At 65.0% G+C, this 22,660-nt stretch carries 19 protein-coding genes, 1 tRNA gene and 1 pseudogene; 4 read left to right on the top strand and 17 right to left on the bottom strand.

Annotation, left to right across the window (positions count from 1 at the left end; genetic code table 11):
• Positions 1-936: a sugar ABC transporter substrate-binding protein gene (locus RBB46_RS00520; RefSeq protein ID WP_306026875.1), complete on the top strand. Its 936-nt coding sequence runs from the start codon at positions 1-3 to the stop codon at positions 934-936.
• A gap of 74 nt (positions 937-1,010) precedes the next feature.
• Here the strand turns inward: RBB46_RS00520 and RBB46_RS00515 are convergent, their stop codons facing one another.
• From RBB46_RS00515 to RBB46_RS00460, 12 genes are all read right to left on the bottom strand, one after another.
• A complete protein-coding gene (locus RBB46_RS00515) occupies positions 1,011-1,889 on the bottom strand; it encodes a 4'-phosphopantetheinyl transferase superfamily protein (protein ID WP_306026874.1) in 879 nt (292 codons plus the stop codon).
• The gene (locus tag RBB46_RS00510; RefSeq protein WP_306026873.1) at positions 1,867-4,839 is read right to left on the bottom strand and encodes an AMP-binding protein; all 2,973 of its coding nucleotides are present in this window, start codon (positions 4,837-4,839) and stop codon (positions 1,867-1,869) included. Before RBB46_RS00510 ends, RBB46_RS00515 begins: the two co-directional genes overlap by 23 nt.
• Before the next feature lie 205 nt (positions 4,840-5,044).
• On the bottom strand, positions 5,045-6,019 hold the full coding sequence (locus RBB46_RS00505) for a Pnap_2097 family protein (RefSeq protein WP_306026872.1): 975 nt from the start codon (positions 6,017-6,019) through the stop codon (positions 5,045-5,047).
• A gap of 124 nt (positions 6,020-6,143) precedes the next feature.
• Complete coding sequence (locus tag RBB46_RS00500) at positions 6,144-6,953, bottom strand: class II aldolase/adducin family protein (RefSeq protein ID WP_306026871.1); 810 nt, start codon at positions 6,951-6,953, stop codon at positions 6,144-6,146.
• 79 nt (positions 6,954-7,032) lie between these two features.
• Positions 7,033-8,058, bottom strand: a complete 1,026-nt coding sequence (locus RBB46_RS00495) for a TauD/TfdA family dioxygenase (RefSeq protein WP_306026870.1) — start codon at positions 8,056-8,058, stop codon at positions 7,033-7,035.
• A gap of 26 nt (positions 8,059-8,084) precedes the next feature.
• Positions 8,085-8,510, bottom strand: a complete 426-nt coding sequence (locus tag RBB46_RS00490) for a PaaI family thioesterase (RefSeq protein ID WP_306026869.1) — start codon at positions 8,508-8,510, stop codon at positions 8,085-8,087.
• 69 nt (positions 8,511-8,579) lie between these two features.
• Positions 8,580-10,355: a fatty acyl-AMP ligase gene (locus RBB46_RS00485; RefSeq protein ID WP_306026868.1), complete on the bottom strand. Its 1,776-nt coding sequence runs from the start codon at positions 10,353-10,355 to the stop codon at positions 8,580-8,582.
• 22 nt (positions 10,356-10,377) lie between these two features.
• Entirely contained in the window at positions 10,378-11,157 is a 780-nt protein-coding gene (locus RBB46_RS00480) for a thioesterase II family protein (protein ID WP_306026867.1), read from the bottom strand.
• Positions 11,154-12,443: a cytochrome P450 gene (locus RBB46_RS00475; RefSeq protein ID WP_306026866.1), complete on the bottom strand. Its 1,290-nt coding sequence runs from the start codon at positions 12,441-12,443 to the stop codon at positions 11,154-11,156. Before RBB46_RS00475 ends, RBB46_RS00480 begins: the two co-directional genes overlap by 4 nt.
• Before the next feature lie 109 nt (positions 12,444-12,552).
• Entirely contained in the window at positions 12,553-13,452 is a 900-nt protein-coding gene (locus RBB46_RS00470; RefSeq protein WP_306026865.1) for a class I SAM-dependent methyltransferase, read from the bottom strand.
• Positions 13,449-13,736: an acyl carrier protein gene (locus tag RBB46_RS00465; protein WP_306026864.1), complete on the bottom strand. Its 288-nt coding sequence runs from the start codon at positions 13,734-13,736 to the stop codon at positions 13,449-13,451. Before RBB46_RS00465 ends, RBB46_RS00470 begins: the two co-directional genes overlap by 4 nt.
• Before the next feature lie 36 nt (positions 13,737-13,772).
• Positions 13,773-14,750 carry an acyl-CoA desaturase gene (locus RBB46_RS00460; protein WP_306026863.1) on the bottom strand — a complete coding sequence of 326 codons (978 nt, stop codon included), beginning with the start codon at positions 14,748-14,750 and terminating at the stop codon, positions 13,773-13,775.
• A gap of 454 nt (positions 14,751-15,204) precedes the next feature.
• Here RBB46_RS00460 and RBB46_RS00455 point away from each other — a divergent pair, with 454 nt between their 5' ends.
• Positions 15,205-15,813, top strand: coding sequence for a LysE family translocator (locus RBB46_RS00455; protein ID WP_306026862.1), 609 nt, complete (start codon positions 15,205-15,207; stop codon positions 15,811-15,813).
• A 217-nt stretch (positions 15,814-16,030) separates the two neighbouring features.
• Here RBB46_RS00455 and RBB46_RS00450 read toward each other — a convergent pair whose 3' ends face one another.
• On the bottom strand, positions 16,031-17,668 hold the full coding sequence (locus tag RBB46_RS00450) for a sensor histidine kinase (protein WP_306026861.1): 1,638 nt from the start codon (positions 17,666-17,668) through the stop codon (positions 16,031-16,033).
• A gap of 351 nt (positions 17,669-18,019) precedes the next feature.
• On the opposite strand from RBB46_RS00450, the pseudogene RBB46_RS00445 reads away from it, so the two are divergent.
• Together RBB46_RS00445 and RBB46_RS00440 are read left to right on the top strand one after the other, a co-directional pair.
• Positions 18,020-18,177 (top strand): annotated as a pseudogene (locus RBB46_RS00445) (SDR family NAD(P)-dependent oxidoreductase); the annotation flags it as partial.
• 28 nt (positions 18,178-18,205) lie between these two features.
• Positions 18,206-18,376 (top strand): hypothetical protein, encoded by a 171-nt coding sequence (locus RBB46_RS00440; RefSeq protein WP_306026859.1) that lies wholly within the window; start codon positions 18,206-18,208, stop codon positions 18,374-18,376.
• A 2-nt stretch (positions 18,377-18,378) separates the two neighbouring features.
• Here the strand turns inward: RBB46_RS00440 and RBB46_RS00435 are convergent.
• The 4 genes from RBB46_RS00435 to RBB46_RS00420 all read right to left on the bottom strand — a co-directional run bounded on the left by RBB46_RS00435 (position 18,379) and on the right by RBB46_RS00420 (position 22,626).
• Positions 18,379-18,455: transfer RNA gene (locus RBB46_RS00435), tRNA-Arg, on the bottom strand.
• Between the two features lie 211 nt (positions 18,456-18,666).
• The gene (locus tag RBB46_RS00430; RefSeq protein ID WP_306026858.1) at positions 18,667-20,196 is read right to left on the bottom strand and encodes a HAMP domain-containing sensor histidine kinase; all 1,530 of its coding nucleotides are present in this window, start codon (positions 20,194-20,196) and stop codon (positions 18,667-18,669) included.
• A gap of 119 nt (positions 20,197-20,315) precedes the next feature.
• Positions 20,316-21,746, bottom strand: coding sequence for an NAD(P)/FAD-dependent oxidoreductase (locus RBB46_RS00425; protein ID WP_306026856.1), 1,431 nt, complete (start codon positions 21,744-21,746; stop codon positions 20,316-20,318).
• An 85-nt stretch (positions 21,747-21,831) separates the two neighbouring features.
• Positions 21,832-22,626, bottom strand: coding sequence for a TVP38/TMEM64 family protein (locus tag RBB46_RS00420; RefSeq protein WP_306026855.1), 795 nt, complete (start codon positions 22,624-22,626; stop codon positions 21,832-21,834).
• Positions 22,627-22,660: the final 34 nt, after the last annotated feature.

Below are 22,660 nucleotides of genomic sequence, written 5' to 3'. Positions count from 1 at the left end.
ATGGCCAATTGGAAACGTAGATTGCTTGTCGGGACGCTGGCGCTACTGGCATCCGCCAGCTGGGCACAGGCCAAAACCGTCTGTTACGTCACGGCCGCTGACGCTCACGCGTACGCGACCCCGGCCAACGAGGCACTGGAAGCGCGCGCGAAAGAACTGGGCATCGAGATGATCACGCTCAGCCAGAATTTCGACGTGCAGACCGGCACCGAACAGCTCGGCACCTGCATTGCGCGCAGCGTCGACGGCATCATTCTCTGGCCGCTCGACCCGCAGGCCTATATCCCGGGCCTTGCCCGCGCCCAGCAGGCCGGCATTCCCGCAATCCTGATCAACTCGCCGATGGACTCGCAGGCAAACCAGTTCATCAAGTCGTTCACGGGCCCGGACGTCTACGAGGAAGGCGAGATGGCTGCAGACTCGCTGAACGGCGCACTCGGCGGCGAAGGTTCCGTCATCATCATCGCCGGGCAGGCCGGAAACGGCACGACCATCGGCCGCGTCGGCGGCTTCGTCGACCGGCTTGCCGAGATCGGCAGCAAGGTCGAAGTTCTGGACACGGTCAACGCCGATTTTGACCAGCAGAAGGCGCTGGTCGTGAGCCGAGACCTGATCACCCGCTTCGGCGACAAGATCGACGGCGTCTATGCCAATGACGACACGATGGCGCGTGGCTTCATCGATGCCTGGAAGGAAGCCAATCCCGGCAAGCCGACCCCGCCCATCGTCGGCATCAACGGCCAGAAGGACGCCTTCGCCTCGATCAAGTCCGGCGAAATGCACTCGACCATCGTGCAGTCGCCTGTCGAGGACGGCAGGCTGGCGATCGAGACAATCGCCGAAATCCTCGACGGCAAGGAGGTGGAGGCCCGCCGCCCGATCCCGCTGACGGTGGTGACCAGCGAGAATGTCGACAGCGTCGAACCCGCCTTCTGAGCCTCGACACTCCCTGAAATTCCCCACGGGCCCGGCAGTGTATGCCGGGCCCGTTTCGCATGGGAGCCTTGCCTTCAGGTTTCGGCCGGGCGCCTGTCCCAGACGGGATCGAGACGGCGTACCGCGCGTCCTGGAACGGTCTCGAAGACCGTGATGGCATCGTCCTGAAGGGTGCCCGCGCCGGTACACAAGGCAAGCGAATGGCGCTCGCCTGCCGGCGAGGACAGCATCGTCTGCCAGAAGACAGGAGTGAAATGATCGGTCGCAAATTCCGGCGGGAGACGATCGGGATGGCGCCGGAAGGAGACACAGCCCGGTGCATCGAAGGCGAAGGAAAAACTGTCTAGCGGCATCGACAGGCCATAGCCCGTCGCCTTGATATAGCTCTCCTTCAGGCTCCAGAGAGCGAAGAAGCGATCACGCTGTTCCGGTTCAGGCAAGGCTTCCAGATCCGTCACTTCCTCGGGTGCGAAATAGCGCCGCGCGATGCCGGGACCGATGTTGCGGGTGGCCTGTTCGACATCCACGCCGACCGGGTCGCCGCTAAAAACCCCCGTCTCGTCATACGCAACCGCAAGCGCGACAAGCCCCGTGGCGTGCGACAGGTTGAATCCGACACGCGGCAGGCCGGTGGCGACCTCCGGCTTGCCCTGCGCGCCGGTGTCGAAGCGCCAGTCGCGCGGCGCCACCTGCGGATGGAAGAGCGAGAGAACATGACGGACAAAGCCATGAGCGATGGCGAACTGTTGCCGCAGAGCGGGAAACCGGAAGCGCGTCATGCGGGCCAGTTCCTCGTCGCTCAGGCAATCACGGCAAATGGCGATGGCAGCCGCTGCGTCCGGCTCCGCGTCGCGACAGAGCCAGACCGACAGGCCGCCGCGCACCGCGCCTTCGCCGGGCCACCGATGCCAGGTCGGGGAGTGGGCATCTTCAAGCCCCGATGACAAGCTCACCCTCGATCGCCTTTCTCATCCGCGACACGATGGCGAGAATGTCGTCATCCGAGAAGGCCCTGGTGCGATAGAGGAACCGCAGGGCGCAGCCGTCGGCATAGGGCCGGGCGAAGGCCAGCATCTCGTGCGGCAGCGAGGCGCGGATCGCTCCGCCTCTTGGCGCCATCGCCAGGCCGGCGGGCATGCGCTCGCTCACGTCATAACCGTCGAGGGCGAAGCTGATGCCGGTGATCGGGTGGATGCGCTCGTCGAGCGCCTGGCCGGTCAGCCGCGCCAGGTCCTCGAAGCCGATATCCTGGTGCTCGCGCGCCTCGTCGAGCAAGCGGTCGAGATAGGCGACGATCTCGCGTGTCGGCGCTGCCGCGCAATCGAGACGCAGCGGCACGGCGCTGAAGACAAGGCCGAGCGTGTCGAGCAGTTCCGGCCGATAGCGACCGTGGGTGGTAACCCGGATGATAAGATCGTCGATGCCGACATGCCCCGCCATGGCGCGGTAGAAATGCGACATGAGATAGGGAAAGACGCCGGTCTGCATCTCCTTCGCCGTCGAGAGCAGGGCAGCGTGATCGCAGCCAAGCGGCACCGTCAGCGACCGGCCAGACATATCGTGCTTGTCGACCTCGGCGATGAACCGCTTCATTGGCGGCGCGGCGCCGATATGCCTCAGCCAATAGGCGGTCGAGCGGGATTTCTCGCCCTCGCGCTGGGAGCCAAGCACCGAGCTGAAGGGTGTGCGCGGCGCCACAGTGACGCCTGCAAGCCCGTCCTCGATGTCGCGCCGGATGTATTCGCGCGACATGCCGTCACTGATCAGGTGATGCATCGACAGGACGAGACGTCCGGCGCCGGAGGGGGCGGTCAGCAGCAGCAGGCGAAAGGGGCACTCGGTCTCGATGTCGAAGACCCGCTCGGCAAAGGCGGTGGCCAGTCGGTCGAAATCCGCTTCCCGCGCCTCGACCTCCTCGAAATCCCCTGGTCCGCACCGGGTCGGCACGAAATACTGGCACAGGCCGCCTTCGCCCTGGCGGAAGCGAAGGTGGAAGCAGTCGTTGCCGGCGATGACCTGCGACACCGCCTCGCGGATCCGACCGGCCGCGCCGGCGGGAAACGGCACCTGCAGGATCATGTTGATGGCAGCGCCGAACAGGTCCTTGCAGAAGATGTTGTAGATGGTCTGCTGCCGACTGGTCAGCGGCCAGTCCCGCCCCTCCACCTGGCGTGCGGCCGCGCGCGGCGTCTCCGTCACCGGCGGCCGGTAGGCGCCGCCGTTGCGCTCCAGCCAGCCGGCGATCGCACGCGGCGTGCCGGACCGGTAGAACAGGTCCTGCGGGAGCGATATGCCGAAGGCGGTCTCCAGTTCCAGCGCGATCAGGCCGGACATCAGCGAGTTGCCGCCGATGCTGACGAAATCCGTGTCGAGGCCGCAAGGGCGCCGCAGCACTTTCGAAATCACCGCCTGGACATGGCTTGCAGCCTCACTGGAGGACGCCCCGCCCGCCTTCGCGTTGCAGGGAGCGGCGAGCCGCCCGATCGCCAGCGCGGCAAGCGCCTTGCGATCCACCTTGCCGTTGATGGTGACGGGGAAGCTGGCCAGAGCAGCATAGAATGTCGGGACAATGGCGGGGTGCAGGTTGTCAGCGAGATGCGCGCGCAACGTTGCCTCGCAGGCCTTGTCGCCCTGATGGAACAGCGCCAGCGTCTCCAGCGGAGCCTCGGGCGGCGCCAGCTTGACGACGACGGCGCGCGCGACCCCCACGCAGCTTTCCGCCAGCCGCTCGACCTCGCCGGCCTCGATGCGGATGCCGTTGACCTTCATCTGGCCATCGATCCGGCCGAGCAGGTAGAGCTCGCCGTCGATCACTTCACCACGGTCACCGGTCGGATAGCTGCGCCAGCCTGGCGAGGCAGCGGAAAAGGGCGTCACCGTGCCGTCCTTCTTCCGGTAGCCATTGGTGAGAAAGGGCGAGCGGATGATGACCTCCCCCTCCCCCGACACTGTGTAGGTGACCGCCTCGTCAATCGGCCGACCGACCGGATAGAGCCCGCCGCGTGTCGGGCAGCCGTCATCAACGCGGCGGCAGAACTTGGCCATCGTCGTCTCGGAGGGACCATAAAGATTGTAGATGCGGCCCGCGTAGCGAGGCTTCAGGTCGTCGACCAGATGCTGCTTCAGCGGTTCGCCGGCAAAGAACAGGGCAGCTGCGGGAAGCGGCGGCAAGTCGCCACCGGCAAGCCAGGCCCCCATGATCGAGGGCACCACATGGACGATGTCGATATCCTGCCCGATCAGCCAGTTCCAGCCGGAGGCGATGTTGAAACCGGATCCGCTGTGCGGGATCACCAGCGTCCCTTGCGTGCACAGCGGCAGCAGCAGGTCCCGATACATAACGTCGAAGGAAAGCGGCGTCAGCCAGGAGACGCGGGGGCGGTCGATCCACGCGCCCACAAGTTGCGACTGCCAGGCCATGAAATGGTCGATGCCCTCCATCGTTCCCTCGATGGCCTTGGGCTCGCCGGTCGTGCCGGAGGTAAAGGTGACATAGGCCGGCTGCCGCTCGATGCGGGCGGCAACCACACTTGCCGCTGCGCCGGGAACCTTTGTCCCGCCGGCCGGATCCGCCAGGATCGCAGAGACTGCACCACGGTCCTGCGCGACATCGCACCAGTCAAGCAGCGCCTGCTGGCGCGCGGGTGGCAGCCGTGCGTCGACCGGCACGGCGACGTCGCCCGACGCCATCGCCGCCAGGATGCCGATACCGGCCTCGATCGACGGCCGCCCGTTGATGCCGACAAGCCCCGGGCCTGGCATCGCCAGCCCCTGCCGTCCAACATGGCGGATGCATTCGACAAGTCCGGCATAGGAGAGCCGTCGGTCTCCTTCCTCCATGGCGATGAGGTCGCCATGCGCCAGGGCGGTCTCCTCGATCCGCCGCAGCACCGAAAATGTCATGAATCTTCCCTCGTCATCGCGACCGGGGTACCGTCGAAACAAACGGATATCGCTCGAAGAAAAGCAAAGAACCGGAGAGCGATCCGGTTCCACATGTTCTTATTGTAAAATATACCAGTAATAATCGCTGCATACTCCAACACATACATGCAAGCCGGATATCACGATCCCGCCAGGGTGTAAAATCCGGGCCTGCACAGCCTTGTCACGAAGATACAGAACCGCATCCGGCCGGCATCGCGGCACAGCGCTGCTTTCCAGGACAGTTCGGACCGCCGACGCAACCGACTTGCCGAGGGGCGGCGATTCGTCTGGAGCCGGCAACCTCTACCCGGCTCCGCACGGTGAGAACATCGGCCATGTGCTTGCCATCCGTGGCGCGGGTGACCCGGCATTTGTGCCGCCACAGGACGGGGCTGCGCTCGAAATCGACCACCTCGATCGAAATCGCCTCGCCGGGATCGATGTTGGCGAGATAGGTGACATGCCGCCAGCGGGTGACGGCATTGCGGGCGAAGTCCTGATCGACATTCCATTCCGCGCGGTCGACGAAGGCCGGCACATTGGCAAAGTAGAGAAAGCCCGCGCCGTTGAAATCCTGCGAGGGGCACGGAAAGAAAACCTGCGGCCGGCGGCCTGCGGTCTCGACAGCGTCCATATCCCAGATCGTCCCTTCGACGGAGGGCCTGATCAGCGCCGACCTGTGCGCCTGCGAAATCGGCGGCAGGCCCTGGATCTCGACCCGGACAACGGAGCGGTTCGAAGACTTGCCGTTGCGGTGCACGAAGACGGACACCATCCGGATGGTCCCGATCAAGGCGCCGCCTATGGTCAGGCGGTGCTCGCTCTGCACCTGCGTGCGCGAGATCCGCACCAGGTTCGAGCGGATGACGAGCGTGTCGTTCTCCTTGGCCAGATCGAAGCGGGCATCCTCGATCTGCACGGAACGGAAGGCCGCATAGACGATGTTGCCGGCCGCGTCGTAGAAATCGGGCAACCCGGATGCGGCCATGCGCGCCAGTTGCCTCCAGTGGCGATGCCCCAGTTCCTTGAGCAGCCAGGCCTCGGACAGGCCACTGAACGCGAGATGCGGCATACCGAGCTGCACCCGGAAGCTGCTGGCCCATACGCCCGGTCGCTCCCTGGGGACCTGGCTTGTGCTTTTTTCTGCAAGTGACACGGGACGTGAACCTCCGCAATCTCGGAGAACGCGCGGCAGGCGCGTTCGCACCAGTGTGGCGGATGTGAAGCTCGTCCAAGGCCTGCCGGAAAATCGAACGAACTCCAGATCAGGGTGACCGGCCCTACCGCAGCCGGTCGGGCGCGGTATCTCCGGCCCAAAGGGGGCCCTTGTCGCGCCGGACCTTGCGCATCATCGCGTCGAACAGCTTGGCGGCGAAGGCATCGCCGGCAATAAGTTCCTCCGCGACCTGCGAGCAGCGTTCGCGCACGTCGACGCCCAGACCGGTGTTGGCGCCGGGGAGCGTGCCCGCCTGGCACTGGATCTCGGCCGCGCGCTGCGCGGTGTAGAGCAGCCAGAAGGTGCGCGGCACATCACGCTCGCCAACCGCGATGCCGTGGTTGCGCAGAACGAGCACGTTCCTGTCGCCAAGGCTGGCGATCATGCGCGGCCGCTCTTCGGCAAAGACCGTGACCCCCTCGAAGGCGTGATAGCCCACCCGGCCGTAAAGCTGAGCGCCGTAGAAGTCGTCATAGGTGAAGCCGTCTTCCTTGAGGGCAATCGCGGAGATCGGCGTCGTATGCGTGTGGGCAATGCAGTGGATGTCGTCGCGCGCCTCGTGAATCGCCCCATGCAGCGCGAATCCGGTGCGGTTCGGCGGGTAGTCCGACGTTCCGACGAGATTGCCCTCCACGTCGACCTTGACGAGATTGTCCGGTGTCACCTCCTCGTAATGGAGGCCGAAGGGATTGACGAGGTAATGCCCGTCCGGGCCGGGCACCCGCAGGGAGATGTGATTGAAGATCATCTCCGTCCAGCCGAGATAGGCGACGAGATGGTAGAATTCGGCAAGCTGAACGCGCAGCAAGGCCTCCTCCTGGTGCCCGTCTGCGTTCGAGCGGTCAGTGTTCTGGTTCGATACTGTCTTCAGCATGGTCTTCTTCCGATAAGATGGGGCAACGGGACCGGGGAGAGCCGTTCGGACGAAGCCCTCCCGGAGCCGCGAGCAATACCTAGTGGGCGTGCTGGATGAGCGCGGTCAGCACGCTCCTGTCACCGGCGAACTTGCGACGACCGTGGGCCACCAGGATGTTGTCGAGGATGAGCACGTCGCCGGCCTGCCACTTGACCGGCCGGGCATTGGCCGTGAGCACGTCGTAGATGTGCAGCACGTCGGCTTCCTCGATCTCCGTTCCATCGCCATAGCGCATGTGGTCGAGCAACTGCGGCGCCTCCTCGAGCGCCCGGGCCAGCCTGTCCGCCGCCTCTGTACGCCCGTCCTCGCGCGCCCACTTCAGGGCGGAGGCAGGCGAGAAGATGTGAACCTGGTTGAACCAGACCTCGTCGCCGGACCTGGGGTGCAGGCGGGTGGTGGGTCGCACCTCCTGCCAGAGCTGCATGGAACCGTCCTCCATCCACTCGAAACGCCAGCCTGACTTCTCGGCGACCTTTTCAGCCTCGCTGCGATCCTTGGTCGCGAAGACCTCGTGCCAGGTCTTGGGCACGCCGGGACGCGCGTCGACCCGGTCGGGAAGCGGCAGGTTGCGGCAGAGCTGAACGCCGCCATGCGCCTCGAAACGGTCCCGGACCGCGGCGTCCATGTTCCGGGTGATGGCACGCATGTCGCCGATGGTCGTCTCGCCGCCTTCCGTGGCCGGGCGCTCGCAAAAGAAGGAGATGCGATCGGGTGAGTTGTCGGTGTAGGACATCTCCTGGTGCAGCGGGATTGAATAGGTGCCGGGGATCTCGGTCGCCGTCATGATCCGGCCGTTGACCACCTTGCGCGGCGAGGTGCCGCCGACATAGTCCATCAGATCCGGCGCGACGACATCGAGAACCTTCTGATAGTCGTCGGAGGAGCGAACGCAGTCGAAGCCGCGCAGCAGCACGCCGCCGTGCTCGTCGAGCTGGGTCGACAGGCGGTCCTTGCTGTCGGCGAGATAGCGGGTAAGGCCGTCAAGGTCGAAACCGCGCCCGTTGGCGGGCGACCAGACGATGATCGGCATGTCGGAGCCGAGCGGGTTTTCGGTGTGGTACATAGTGCAACCTCCCAGGCGGTTTGTTGTTACCGTTTGACCTGAACGATCGTGGCAAGCGCGGTCGCCACGAGCTTTCGCCGTTCGGACGCGATGGCGTAGAGATCGGCGCGGCAGACGACCTGACGCCCTCCGGCATGGACGACCGAGCCGCATCCCACGAGAGTCTGACCGACGGCCGGCGCCACCAGGTTCAGCTTGTATTCCGACGTCACGACGTCGCCGGCCACCGAGGCCCCCGCCCAGGCACAGGCACTGTCGGCAAGGAAGCCGATGATGGCCCCATGGCCAAAGCCGTGATGCTGCGTCAGGTCGCGGCGCATCGGGATGCTGATCTCGACCTCGCCCCGCCGGTAGATGTCGAGGCGTGCGCCCACCCAGACCGCGAAGGGCGTCTTTGCGATGATCGCCTCGATCTCCTCACGGGAGAGTGCCGGTGCCTGGTCCTCGGACATGGTCTGATCCGCCTCGTCATTTCGGGTTGGTACCGCGGGCAGCGGCATTTTCAGCGCCGCCCGCGAGGGTCAGTCGCTGCCGGCCGCCGCCGTGGCCGGCGAGCGCCTCGTCAAGATCGACAGCGTCTCGTCCAGGTAGCGGGTTCTCGTCTCGGCGCGGCGGATCTTGCCGCTCGACGTCTTGGGGATAGAGCCCGGGTCGAGCAGGACGATTTTGTGAACCGTCACGTCCGCCTCCTTCAGGATCTCCTGGCGGATCGCCTTGGTCGCCGCGTCGATGTCGATCGCCTGCCGGTTGCCCATCATCACCTCCTGGGCAAGGACCAGAGTCTGGATGCCGGTCTCCGGATCCTCCACGGCAAACGCCGCACCGGAATTCTTCTTCAACCCCGGCCAGGCCCGTTCGGCCATGTACTCGATGTCCTGCGGGTAGACGTTATGGCCGCGGACGATAATCAGGTCCTTGTGCCGCCCGGTGACGTAGAGCTCGTCGTCAAGGATGAAGCCGAGATCCCCTGTCCTTAGAAAGCGGGGACCGGGTTCGCCGTCGACCTTCGCATGGAACGTCTCCTTCGAGGCCTTCGCATGGCCCCAGTAGCCTTCGGGAATATGCGGCCCCGCAACCCAGATCTCGCCGACCTCACCGTCGGGCAGTGCCACCGAGGTCTCCGGATCGACGATACGCAGCGTCTCGTCGCGCAGCGCCCGGCCGCAGCCGACCGCAAGGGTTTCGTCCTTCTCGTCGACTGGCGGGCCCGCGCTTCCCCGGGCAAGGCCGCCGCGGCTCACCGAGCGAATGATCGGTTCCTCCTTGCGGCTGCCGCCCGTGATCAGCAAGGTCGCCTCCGCCATCCCGAAACAGGGGTAGAAGGTCTGCGGCCGGAAGCCGATCGGCGCGAAGGTCTTGGCGAATTTCTCCAGCGTGCCGGCACGCACCGGCTCGGCGCTGTTGAATGCGAGCTTCCAGGACGACAGGTCAAAGCCGGCCTCCAGGATCTGGTCGCGCCGCTCGATGCAAAGATCATAGGCGTAGTTCGGCCCGCCGCTGACGACGGCGCGGTAGTCGCTGATCGCCTTGGGCCACAGCCACGGCCGGTGGGCGAAGAGGTTCGGCGACATAAGGATGCAGAAGGACCCGAGATAGAACGGTTCCAGCACGTTCGCGATCAGTCCCATGTCGTGATAGAGCGGCGCCCAGCCGACATAGGTGGGCGTGTCGTCATTGCCGAAGGCTTCGGCCATCATCTCCAGATTGGCCGCCAGGTTGGCATGGCTGACCATGACGCCCCTGGGAACCGACGTGGATCCGGACGTGTACTGGATGAAGGCGAGTTCTTCCGGCGAGGCCTCATGGGCGTCCGCCACCGGCGCCGGAGAGCCGTCGTCGAGATCGACCGCGATATAGGTCGCCTCCCGGTAGCTCGGCAACGGGCTGAGCTGGGCGTGAACGAGTTCGGCCTGCTCGACATTGCTGAGAACGATAGATGCCGCGCAATTTTCGGCGATGGCATGCACCGTGTTGCGCAACCGCTGCCCCTTCAGCGGCACCATGGGCACGGGAACGACGCCGGCAAAGTGACAGGCGAAGAAGGCCACGACGAAAGCAAGTCCCGAGGGGAACATCAGGATGACCCGGTCGCCGGGGCGCGAGTGCTGCCGCAGGCGCTGGCCATAGACCCGCGCCAGGCGAAGCAGCTCGGCATAGGTCAGGACCTCCTGCTCGACATTGTCCGGGCCAAGATACAGGAATGCCCGCTCGTCGGGCCGCGCGGCGGCGAACCCGTCCAGAAGGCCCCACAAGGTCGGTACGGCCGGGGCGCTCAACTCGTGTCTCTTGTCCAGCATGGTGTCCCTCCGGAAAGGCTGTTTACGCGGGCACGGCCGCGGGCTCGAATTCGACCCAGCGGGCCAGTGTCTCTACGAGAATTTCCTGCAGTTGCGCCGTTCCCGCGGCATCGAAGAAATGCGCGCCCGACAGTTCTGCGCAGACGAACTCCCGTGTCGTGTGGGTCGACCAGGCGGCGAGCTCGTCGCGCGAGAGGATCGGATCGTCGAATCCCTTGACCGCCAGGATCGGGCAGGCAAACGGCGGCTGGCCGGCATAGCGGTAGATGTCGGAGAGCATCAGGTCGGCCCGGATGACCGGGAGCATCTGTCGCAGCCAGTCGTCCTTGCCGCGCATATGCGCGGGAACGCCGCCCAGACGATGCAGCGCGGCGACGAGATCCCCGTCGGGCAGGCTGAAAAGCTCGCCATGGGTGAGCTGGCATTGCGGCGCACGCCGGCTGGCAACGACAAGCCCGACGGGCATCTGCTCACCGAGCAGGCGTAAGAACCGGGCCAGTTCGAAGGCGATCAGCGCACCGAGGCTGTGGCCGTAGAAGACATACGGCCTTTGCGTTCCCGCGCGCTCGCGCAGGAAGCTGCGCGCCAGGTCCGGGATCAATCCCCCCGCCCATTTCGGTAGAAGGTCGCTCGTTTCCGCGGTTCGCCCGGGAAGCTGCACCCGGTGGAGGGCGATGGCATCGGGAAAGCGGTTCTGCCAGGCGGCAAAGGAATGACGACTGCCGCCCGCGTGATGGAAGGCATAGAGATCGAGCGCGCTTTCCTTGCGATCGCTCGCGAATATGTCGGTGCACGCCCTCACGCGATCCCCCGTCTTGCCGCGAAGCGCAGGTCGAGCCGCGCCGGACCGCGCAGGATGAGGCTGTTGGCCTGCCAGGTACGCTGCTGCTCGACGCGCTCGAACGCCTCGTAGCCGTCCAGAAGCACCTTGAGGAAGGTGACGCTCTGCACGCGTCCCAAAAGCGCGCCGAGACAGGAATGCATGCCGAAGCCGAAGCCGACATGAGCAGGCCCGGACCTTTGCAGTTGCAGCGCGTCCGCGTCCTCGAAAACGGTTTCGTCCCGGTTGGCAGCGCCAAGACACAGCAGGATCTGCTCGCCCGCCTGGATGTCGATGCCGCCGACGTTGCAGTCCTCGACGGCGAGCCGCTTGGTGAATTGCAGCGGCGTCTCGTGCCGCGTCACCTCCTCGATGGCCGCCCGGATCGCGGCGTCATCTCCGGCGAGCGCCGCAAACTGGCCGGGCTCGTTCAGGAGGGCGTCCGTGATGTTGCCGATCAGGCATTGCGTCGTTTCCGTGCCGGCGACGAAGGACATCACGCAGGCAAAGGCGATTTCCTCGTCCGACAGGCCCTGACCGTCGAAACGGGCCTCGTGGAGCCGGGCCACCAGCGTGTCCTTGCCGGACTTGCGCAGGCGCGCTGCATGCTCGCCGAAATAGCCCGTCAGCTCCTGCATGCTGCGTGCGGCGGTCTCGAAGCTCGCCCGGTTCATCATGCCGGGATCGAGAAGGTATCGCACCGCGTGCACCTTCTCGGCGATGCCGGGGCGGGCCTCCTCCTCCACCGCCATCCAGTCGCACAGGATGTGGATCGGCAGCGGCTCGGCAATGTCGCCGATGATCTCGCAGGCACCGTTGCGAGCATGCCCGGCCAGCAGCCGCTCGATCCGGTCCGTCATCACCGGCAGGAGGGCGTTGACCACCTCATTCGAATAGGCCTGGTTGACCAGCCGGCGCAGCCGCATGTGGTCGGGATTGTCGGTGAAGACGATAGACGCGAGCAGGAAGCGCAGCATCTGGCCGTATTCGGTGAAGCGAAGCCGCGAGGCCTGCTTGACCACGGTGTCGGGTATCAGGCTGACGCTGAATTTCCGGCTGCGGAGGACGGCAAGCACGTCCTCGTAGCGGGACAGGATCAGCGTGCCTTTCGTCCGCAGGACCGGCGCCTCCGCGCGCAGCCTTGCATAGACAGGATAGGGATCCTCCCGGAAGGCGGGATCGAGCGGGTTGAACACGATGTCCGCAGCGGCGCGTCCCGCAGCGGCCGGGTTCGGAACCTTGCTCTGGGTTGGGGCCGTGAGGGTCATTGCACTGTTCCCTGATCCTGGTCACGCAAGGGGAGAGCGACCGGCGACGCGGGACCCGCGCCGCCGCCGTGTTGTCATGCCGCGATGAGAAGCGGTGAGGCCTGCCGGCCTAGATCTTCGCCAGGACGGACACGCCACGGTCCGTGGGACGAAGCGACATGCGAAGCAGGCCGATCTTGCCCGTGTAGAAACCGATCGAGGTCTGTTTCAGGTACCGCTCGTAGCGCTCGGTGACCTCCTCGCCGACAAGGCGAACCGCATCGTCCCGCCGGCGGCGCAGGTTGCGCGCCCAGGCGTCATAGGTGCGCGCATAGTGGAGGCGGTGATTGACCAGGTAGGTCATCTCCATCACGCCGTCGATTGCCGCGGCGATCTCCTCCAGCCGGGGAAGGTCGGCGGCCGGGAAGATTTCCTCGTTGATGAACTCGCTCGCCTCCTCGTTGCGCATCGTGCCGTAGACGAAGGTCTGGAGCGAAAGCCGCCCGCCCGGCGTCAGCCATCCCGAACAGGTGGAGAAGAAATCCCGGTAGGTGGAGATCTTCACCTCCCGGCTGTCCTCGGGCTTGGCGAAATGCTCGAAGGCGCCGACGGAAATGATGCTGTCATAAGGCTGATCCGGCTTGTGCTGCGTCCAGCTCTCCAGGCGCACCTCGATCTTCGGGATCGCGAAGCCGCGGACCTGGTCTGCCTGGTCCTCGCTCAGCGTCAGCCCGACGATGCGCTCGAGCGCGGGAAAGGCGCTGGCCTTGCGCACGAGCGCGCCCCAGCCACAACCGATGTCGAGAAGCGAGGTCGCCCGCGCGACCCGCGCCTCGCTCAGGTGATGGTCGATCTTGCGCTGCTGGGCTGCGGCCAGGGTATCGTCCTCGCCTTCCCAAAGAGCGCTGGAATAGGTCAGGCTCTCGTCCAGCCAGAGGCTGTAGAATTCCCGGCTGACATCGTAGTGGTACTGGACGGCGGCCATCGAGCCGCCATAGTCCTGCTGGTCGTTCTTCATGGCGGTGCTCATCCTGCGGTTACCTGCTGGCGTTGGGTCTCGAGCGTGACGCCCTCGGCGATCTTGTCGAGCGTCTCCGCCTCGAACAGGATGGCCAGAGGGATCTCGATGCCGAGCCATCCTTCCATGTCCATCGCCAGGGCCGTGGTCAGCGCCGAGTCCAGGCCAAGGGAGTCAAGCCCGTCGCTGCCCTTGATCGCGGCATCTTCCATGCCGAGCACATTTGCGATGTAGGACTTCAGCCAGGCGGCAACGGCCGCTTCGTCGATCTGTTCTGCAATCTGGACATGATCCATGGGATCTCCCTCCTCTTTCACTGCTGGTCGAGAATGTCAGGACGCGCGGATTTCCCGGCGGCTGATCTGCTCCCTCGTGGGGACCTTGACGTCCCAGGCCTGTCCGAGGAGAGACAGCATGCAGATGACCCAGTAACCGGGGTCGATGCGGTACCAAGCAAGGCCGAACGACGCGGAACCGGGGAAGGCATGGTGATTGTGATGCCAGGATTCCCCGAAGATGAACGGTGCCAGCCAGCTGATATTGGTGCTCTGGTCATCGGTGACGAAGCGACGCCGTCCGATCAGGTGACAGAGCGAATTGAGCGAGAAGATCCCCTGCTCGACGACGAACATGCGCACCATGCCCCCCCACAGGAAGCCGGTCACCGCCCCCATCCAGGTCTGCGTGACAAGCGCACCGATCAGCGTGGGAGCCAGCAACCCCAGAACAATCCAAGTGTAATAGTGCCTGTTGACCCAGATGATCACAGGATCCCTCAGAAGGTCCGGGGCATAGTGGACGACGTTGGGATAGGGATGCGCGACCATCCAGGTGAAATGTGCGTGCACGAAGCCCTTGAGCTTGCCGACAAGACCGCTGCCATGCAGGTTGGGTGAGTGCAGGTCGCCGTCCTGGTCGCCCAGCTCATGATGTCTGCGATGCATGGCCGTCCAGGAGATCACACCGCCCTGTCCGGCCATCGAGCCAAAGATGCCGAAAAGCGCACGCACCACCGGCGTGGTCTTGAAGCTGCGATGGGTGAACAGGCGGTGATAGCCGACCGAAACGCCCAGCCCCGTCAGTATCCACATGACCGCGAAGAGCGCGATGTCGACCACCGAGACCGGATGAAAGAAGAGCAGCGCGACCGCGCAGACCGTTCCGACGATCGGCAGCACGTCGAAGAGAAGGAAATGCATCCTTTGCAACTTGTGCAGATGCGGGCTGTCGAGCACCTTCTGGCGCGGCTGATCCGGAGACTGGATCTCCTGGAACATCTCATGAGCGATCTGGTCGTCCCGGTTCAGCATGCTTCATCCTCCAAACATATATGGTGTTTCGTCGACACGTGACGCTCGGGATTTTGTATAGATTCACCAAAAATCCGGCCAATTCATATAAATTGGCATGATATTCAAAGTATTTGTTTTGTATTATCTATCATAAAGACAGATTAATACGAAATTCTTTAAATATATCATGTGAGTCACTATCTATATAATAGACGACCAAATGCATATGCATTCCGACATTTACGTAAATTTATCAGGGTAAGAATTTAGAGGGTGCGCCGCGTACGCCCTGAAAGACGCGTTTCCTGTCAGTGTGAAAGGCGAGGAGCCACCCGGATTGCGGGCTGGAGACAAATATCGACTATCTGGGATTGCGGCGACCTTGCTATAATGCGCCGTCCGCTTCCCCTCCCCTTCAACCCGCTACCGGATCTCCTGGCACATGTCGGTCATGCCCCATGATTTGGCGAATATGCTGTCCGCCTTCCTCGTCTACATTGTCGGCGCGGCAAGCCCGGGTCTGGGCAACATGACCATCGCCACCACGGCGATCCAGCAGGGCCGCCTGCCCGGCTTTGCGGTGACGGCCGGCGTCATGACCGCAGGCCAGACATGGGCGCTGCTTGCCGCGATCGGACTGTCATCAGTGCTTGCCGCCATGCCCGCGGCGATGACGGCGATCGGCATCGCGGGTGGGCTCTACCTGGTGTGGCTGGCCTGGAAGACGAACATGCGCCGCCCTGCGGGCACGGCCGGCGAGGCAGGCACTGCCGGAACCAGCCTTGCCGGCAATTTCCGGCGCGGGTTCTTCATCCAGATCCTCAACCCGAAGGCCGTCGTCGGCTGGATCCTGATCATCGCAACGGGCGTGCGCCAGGACTCCCCCTGGTATGTGCCGCTGGCGATCGTTCTCGGCTGCCTCGTCCTTGGCGCCGTCATCTTCTCCAGCTACGTGCTGCTGTTCTCCTCAAGGATGCTGACACGCGAGACAGTGGCCGGTTCCGCCGGCTTCAAATACGCATTGGTCGCCGTCTATTCGCTCTCCGGCCTGTGGCTGATCGTCGACAGCCTGCAGAGATAGCTAGAAGGCGGCCCATCTTTTTGGGCGCGCAGGCCTTCCGCTGAAGTTCAGGCGCATTGGGCCGAGGCTGGATGCACGGCGCAGCGAGCCGGGCTGACGGAACGTCCCCGGCGAAGAGGCGACCGGTGAGCTTTGCCGGAAGGACGCAACCGACGGCGACCGAAGGGCAACCGCCGAATACTGACGGCCGACGGCAAGACCGGACCGCCGCCGCCCGTTATTCGGCAGCCTTGTAGGTGAGGTTCTCCGCAACCGCGTCGAGCGGATTGGATGTCCCCTCCTTGCGCAGCGCCGACCAGGGCGCATGCAACGACCAGTAGAGCCCGTCTGGCCGATACTCCAGCGTTACGCTGGCCGAGAAAGCCGCCGCCGCATGCCGCTCGATGATCACCGAGCCGAAGCCGCTCCGCTCGGGTGGCGTGACCGGTGGGCCGCCCTCCTCCCGCCACTCCAGCAGCACGCCCGGCTCGTCCCGCCGGTCGCCGGCGCCAGTCCAGGAGATGCGGATGCAGCCGAGCGGGCTCTGCAGCGCCCCGTACTTGATGGAATTGGTGGCAAGCTCGTGCAGCACGAGACCGAGATTCTGGACCGCGCTGACCCCGAGAACGAAATCCTCGCCGTCGATTGCCCGCTGATCGAGCGAGACGCCGACGGTCGACAAATGCTGGTCGATCAGGCTGTGCATCGACACGCCGTACCAGTTTTCCTGGGCAAGCAGCCCGACGGACTGGGCAAGGCCCTGCAGCCGGGTGTCCGCCGCCTCCTGGAACTCTTCCTTGGTGGCGGACTGGCGCGCGATCTGCCGCAGGATCGCCTGCACAAGGGCCAGTACGTTCTTGGTGCGATGAACCAGTTCACGCAGCAGCAGATGGACGCGGTTTTCGGCCTCGCTGCGGTCGAAGGAGGCATTGCACAGCGCCACGGCGATCTGGTTGACCTCCAGCACCCGCGTCTCCAGCGGCGCGACGACCTCGCCGCGCCCCATCCGCTCCGCCATCCGCGACAACTGCCGCACGGAACGGCTGAGCTGGCGGGCCACGAGATAGGCAAGCAGCATGCTCATGGCGATGAAAGCGATACTGCCGAAAACCAGCAGCTTCCATGTCACGACCGAAGACTGCACCGAGGCGACCGGCCCCGACACGACCACCACCCAGGGAAAGCTCGGCAGCTTCGCATAGCCGCTCACCATCGCTTCTCCGTTCTGCTCGTATCCCACGGAACCGCTGAAGCGATTGAACCCGTAATGCGGATCGGCGGGAAAGGCCGAAGCAGAAGGCGGCCCATTGGCGCCGCTGGAGGCGATGACCATGTCGTTCTGGTCGACAACGGCAGCGCTCCAGCCGGGCGGGATCATCTCCCGCGACAGCACGGTCTGAACATGCTCGGTGCTCTGGGTCAGGATAAGCGCTGCACCCACATCGCGCTGCCCCTCCGGCAGCGGCATGATGACGTTGAACACCCACTCGCCGCCCGTCTTGCCGAAGAAAATGTCCGAGACGGTGGTCTTGCCACTGGCCAGGGTTGCCTCCAGCGCGGCGACATTGGACGTTGGGCCGAGCGGCGTGCCGTAGGGAACGCGGGTGTTGAGCAGTTGCTGTCCGGTCTCGTCCACCAGGATGAGATAGATCGAATACGACGACAGGATGTGCTGCGTCCGGTTCTGGAAACCCCGAAGGTCACCCTCCTCCAGTTCCGGAAAGACCGCGAGCAACCGCAGCGTCGACGTCATGTCGGTGAGATGGCGTTCGACAATACGCCCGAGCGAACGCGCATCCGTGGTCGCCCGTTCGCGCAGATCCTTTCGCTCGTTCGTCTCGATCTCCAGGAAGAGAAAGGTCGCAAACGCAATCAAGGGAATCGCGATGGCAGCCGCGAGCAACGTCAGATACGACGTTATGGACGCCGTTGCCGGCGTAAGCGAGAACACAAAAGACAGTTTGCGCAAACGTGTCCGGCGCCGCCCCAAGCCCGCACATGCCCCACGCACGGCCCGACAGACAACACCCCTTTCCGGCTAGACGTTTACCCCCCGATCCGTTGCGAAACGTACTATCAAACTTCTGGCTTGGCCATAACGCCATTTCCGCGAAGCTATGAACCAAGGGACATCGGCCAGCGTCGCGCGGGAAGAGACGGATGTGGTGATCTCCAATTATCGGCGAAGACCGGTATGCCAAGGACACCGCCGCGCTGGTGGAGAAGCAAGACCGGCGCGACAATCGACAACACCGGCTCGGTGGTGGGCTCGAGGGCAAGGCGCAGCTGCTCGACTACGCGATCACCAGGGGCGGCATCCACACCTTCACCAAGTCGCCGGCCGGGCAGTTGCTGCCGCGCGGCATCCGGGTCAATGCGGTCGCCCTGGCCCGGTCTGAAGACGCCGTAGAAGATGCATCGGGCGGCGCAGTCGGAGGACCTGAAGAAGGTGCTCGAGACGCAGCGCGTCGAGGGTGCCAACGACGAGGTTCGGATCGTGGGAACGACGTCGGACTTGCTGCGAACCGTGATCACCACTTCCAGCGTGGAAACGGCAGCGCTCGGCGTTCATGTTCTGTTGTGAAATGGCGCACCGGGGAAGATTCGAACTCCCGACCCCCAGATTCGTAGTCTGGTGCTCTATCCAGCTGAGCTACCGGTGCTTTTGCCGTCAGGCCATCGCATGGCGCGAGGCGAGGCGTTCCGTTCCAAGGCGATGCCTTTCGAACAGGGCGGTACCTCTACTCCGGTCCTTTGCCGATTGCAAGCGAGGCGATGCGTTTTTGGCGCATTTTTCGAACCCGCCGAACATGCCTGTTGATAAGCCCGGAGACCGGCAGGGAAGGTCAGGGCGCGCACCGTCCGGAAGCAAGGCTACATCGCCGCATCGCGTCCGGAAACACCGGCGCCATGCGCTTGCGGCAAGTTGCCGGACCGCTCGCCCGGCAGGCGCACCGGCAGCACGATCTCGAATTCGGCTCCCGGACCATCGCGCGCGACATGGCGTATCCTGCCGCCATGGGCACGCACCAGTTCGGCCGCGATGGCAAGGCCAAGACCCGTGCCGCCTCTTTTCGCCGCCGACTGGAAAGGCTTGAACAGCTTGTCGCGCAGGGCCGGAGGAATGCCGGGCCCGGTATCCCTCACCCGGATCAGCGCGCCCTCCGCTCCGCATTGCGCCTCGACGACGACCCGGCGCACGAGCACATCGGCGCCGTTCTGCTCGAGCACCTGCACCGCGTTGCGACACAGGTTCATCAAGACCCGAAAGAGCTGCTCCGGATCGGCGTCGATCTCCACCCCTTCCGGCACCCGGTTGTCGAAGGAGATGTCGCCATCGGGCGCAAGGCCGAGCACGTCGCCGACATCGCGCACGACCGCGTCGAGGCGCACAAGCCGACGGGCAAGCGGCGCCTCCCGCGCGCTGCCATAGGCAAGCACCGACTGGGTGTAGCCAACGGCCCGGTCGAGGGTGGCGATGATCTTCGGCACCAGCCGCTGCACCGTCGGGTCGGCGACATGCTCCAGGCGTTCGGAGAAGAGTTGGGCGGACGCGAGGATGTTGCGCAGGTCGTGGTTGATCTTGGACACCGCCAGCCCCAGGTCGGCAAGCCGCCGCCGGCTCTGCAGCGTCTCGGTCAGGGTCGCCTGCATGGCGGCCAACCGATGCTCGGCGTCGCCCATCTCGTCGTTGCGCCCGGAGGGAACGATCGCCCGGGACGGGTCCTCGGGCGCCTCCTGGAAACGGGCCATCGAGCGCGTGAGCTTCTGCATGGGCCGCACCAGCAGCCAGCGCAGCGACAGATAGACCAGCGTGGCCGTGATCGCCGAAATCACCAGCGACAGGGCAAGGATGCGGACCGAGAAGGCGAGCATCGCATCGCGCAGAAGCGCCTCGGGCAGGACGATGTCGACACGTCCGCCGAGCCCCATCTGGGAGGGTCCGACCACGCGAAGTTGCCCCTCGCCGCCGAAAAGCAGCGTGGAGAAGCTGTCGAGGACGGAACTCATCGGATCGGCCTTGCCCATATCGACCATCCGGTCGACCTCACCGGGCGAACCGGACATGGCGATGAGCCGGCGGCGCTCGCCGTCATCAAGGGCGATGGCCAACGCCCCGGTGGTGCGCAGCAATTCGGCCTGCACGGCGGGCGAGACCATGTCGGTCTCCACCAGGATCGCCGCCGCCACACCGGCCACCGTCAGCTTGTCGGTGAGCCATGTATTGCGGAAATTGGCGATCGAGGGAACAAAGATCAGGACTTCGCTCAGCATCACGAAAAGTACAGTGAGAATGAGGAGCTTGCCGGACAGGCCGCCCCAGCGCCTCCTGCTTTCACCTGGCATCTCCGCCCCTGTAACGGAGTTCTCGCGCGGGTCGTCGATCATCTGCGGCGCCGTCACTAGCCACCCTCTCGCAGCCGCGTCCCCGCAGCCGGCCTGTCGCCTGTCCGTCCGGACGCTGCCACGTCCGACGCTGTTCAACGCCCCCCGCGCGCATGACCGGAAGATGCCGCCGGCCGCTAGCCGAAACGGGCGAGGAAGCGGACCAGACGACGAATCCACGGGTTGCGCGCGCTTTCAGCATAATAGGAAATCGCCGCGCGGCGAACCGCTTCCGAAAGGGAGGGATAGGGAGAGACAAAACCGGCAATGTCGCGCACGGTAAGGCCGCGCGCGACGATCAACGACAGCATGTTGACGATCTCGCCGGCGCCAGCGCCGACGGCATCGCCGCCGACCACCTTGCCACCCTTGCCGACGACGAGACGCACCAGTCCCCGGGTGTGTCGTTCGGCCTGGGCGCGGTCATTTCCGGAGAACGGCGCCTCCAGCACCTTCACCCGCTCCGCGCCGTAGCGGCCGCGTGCCTCGTCGGCGGTCAGGCCGACATGTCCGATCTCCGGATCGGTGAAGGTGACCCAGGGAATGATGTCGCGGTTCTCTTTTGCCGGCAGACGGAACAGAAGCGCACGGATGACGATGCCGGCATGATAGCCTGCGACATGGGTGAACTGCAGCCCTCCGGCGACATCGCCAATGGCATAGACGCGACGGTTGGTGGTCCTCAGGTCGGCACCGACGCTGATGCCGCGCCGGTCGAAGGCGATTCCGGCCTCCTCCAGCCCCAGCCCCTCGACATTGGCCTTGCGCCCCGCCGCAAGGAGCAGGTGGGTGCCGGAGATCTCGCGGGTGCCGGAGGCGTCTTCCAGCATGAGGTGTATGTCCCCCGCCGAACCGGACGCCTGCGTGACCTTTGCCTGCTCAAGGAATTCAACTCCCTCTTCCCGAAGCGCCTCGATCACGATCGCGGCAAGCGACGGATCCTCCTTTGCAAGCGCCTTCGCCGCCTCGACGACGGTGACGCGCGCGCCGAGCCGGCGATGCGCCTGGGCCAGCTCCAGGCCGATCGGCCCGCCGCCGATCACGAGGAGATGCGAGGGGCATTCGCGGCGGGTGAAGATCGTCTCGTTGGTGTCGAAGGGAACGGTGTCGAGACCGGGGATCGGTGGCACCAGCGGCGAGGACCCGGTGGCGACCACGAAGCGGCGGGCACGGATTTCCGTTTCGCCCGCAACAACCGTGTCCGCATCGCGGAAGCGGGCGGAAGCGCGCAGGACCGTGATGCCAAGTCCCTCGAAACGCTCCTGTGAATCATGCGGGGCGATCGCCGCGATGACGGAGCGGACATGATCGTTGACCGCGGCGAAATCGACCTCGACACCCGGCGCGCCGACACCGAGTTCCACCGAGTGGGCGGCGTGGTGGGCGGCCTTGCCCGCGGCGATCAACGCCTTGGAGGGCACGCAGCCATAGTTGAGACAGTCGCCGCCCATCTCGCCCTTTTCGACAAGAACCGTCTCGACTCCGAAGGCGGCCGCGGCCGCGGCAACCGACAGGCCGCCGGAGCCGGCGCCGATGACACAGATATCGGGCGTCAGGATGCGGGTCATCGTGCTTGCTCCGGGTTTGTCACGGCAGGCACTGCCGTGCGGGACGCAACCGGCCCCTTTGAACAGGATATGGCAACCGGCGCGGTCACTCGCGCGGCAGGCGGCTCTTCGCCCGCAATTTGCGGACGAGAACGGGAATGAGGGCCGCGATCCCGAGCGCCGCGAAGGCGAGCACCAGATCGCGGGTGACCAGCGCCGACAGCTCGATGCTGCAGGTGCCGGCGGCGGCGCAGCCGGGAGAGGCCGATTCCTGCGCGGCGATGACGCTGTCGAGGCCGGCGCCGATGAAGGCATAGGCGTATGTACCCGGCAGGATGCCGATGAACGTCGCCGTCACATAAGGGCGCAGGCTCATGCCGAACAGCGCCGGAGCGATGTTGACCAGCCAGAAGGGAAAGACCGGGGCGAGCCGCAGGAATAGGAGATAGTTGAAGGCGTCTTCCCGGAAGCCCGCCGCAAGCCGGGACAGGAACGGCCCGGCGCGGTGCTTCAGCGCCTCGCCGAGCGAACTGCGAGCAGCCAGGAAGATCAGCGCAGCGCCGGCAGTCGCGGCAAAGGCGACGAGCGTGCCGCCAAGCGCCCAGCCGAAGAGAAAGCCGCCAATGATGGTGAGAAGCGAGGCGCCGGGGAAGGAAAGGGCGACCGCGACCACATAGACCACGACAAAAACCGCAACGGCAAGCGGCATGTTGTCCGAAACGAAGGCGGCAAGTTCCATACGTTCGCGGATCAGGTGCGACAGGCCGAGATAGTGGTGAAGGCCGAGTGCGTAGCCGAGCCCCATTGCTGCGACAATCAGCGCAAGCGGCGCGAAACGGCGCAGAACGCTGCGGCCTGCCGGCGGCGGAGCGTGTGCGTCGCCTTCCTCGCGTTGCGGCATTGCGCTCTCCCCCGTTTGCCCGGCCGCGCTCTGA

Origin of the sequence: Stappia sp. MMSF_3263, assembly GCF_030733745.1 — a bacterium.
GTDB lineage: Bacteria > Pseudomonadota > Alphaproteobacteria > Rhizobiales > Stappiaceae > Stappia.
This window is presented reverse-complemented; position numbering and strand designations above follow the sequence as displayed.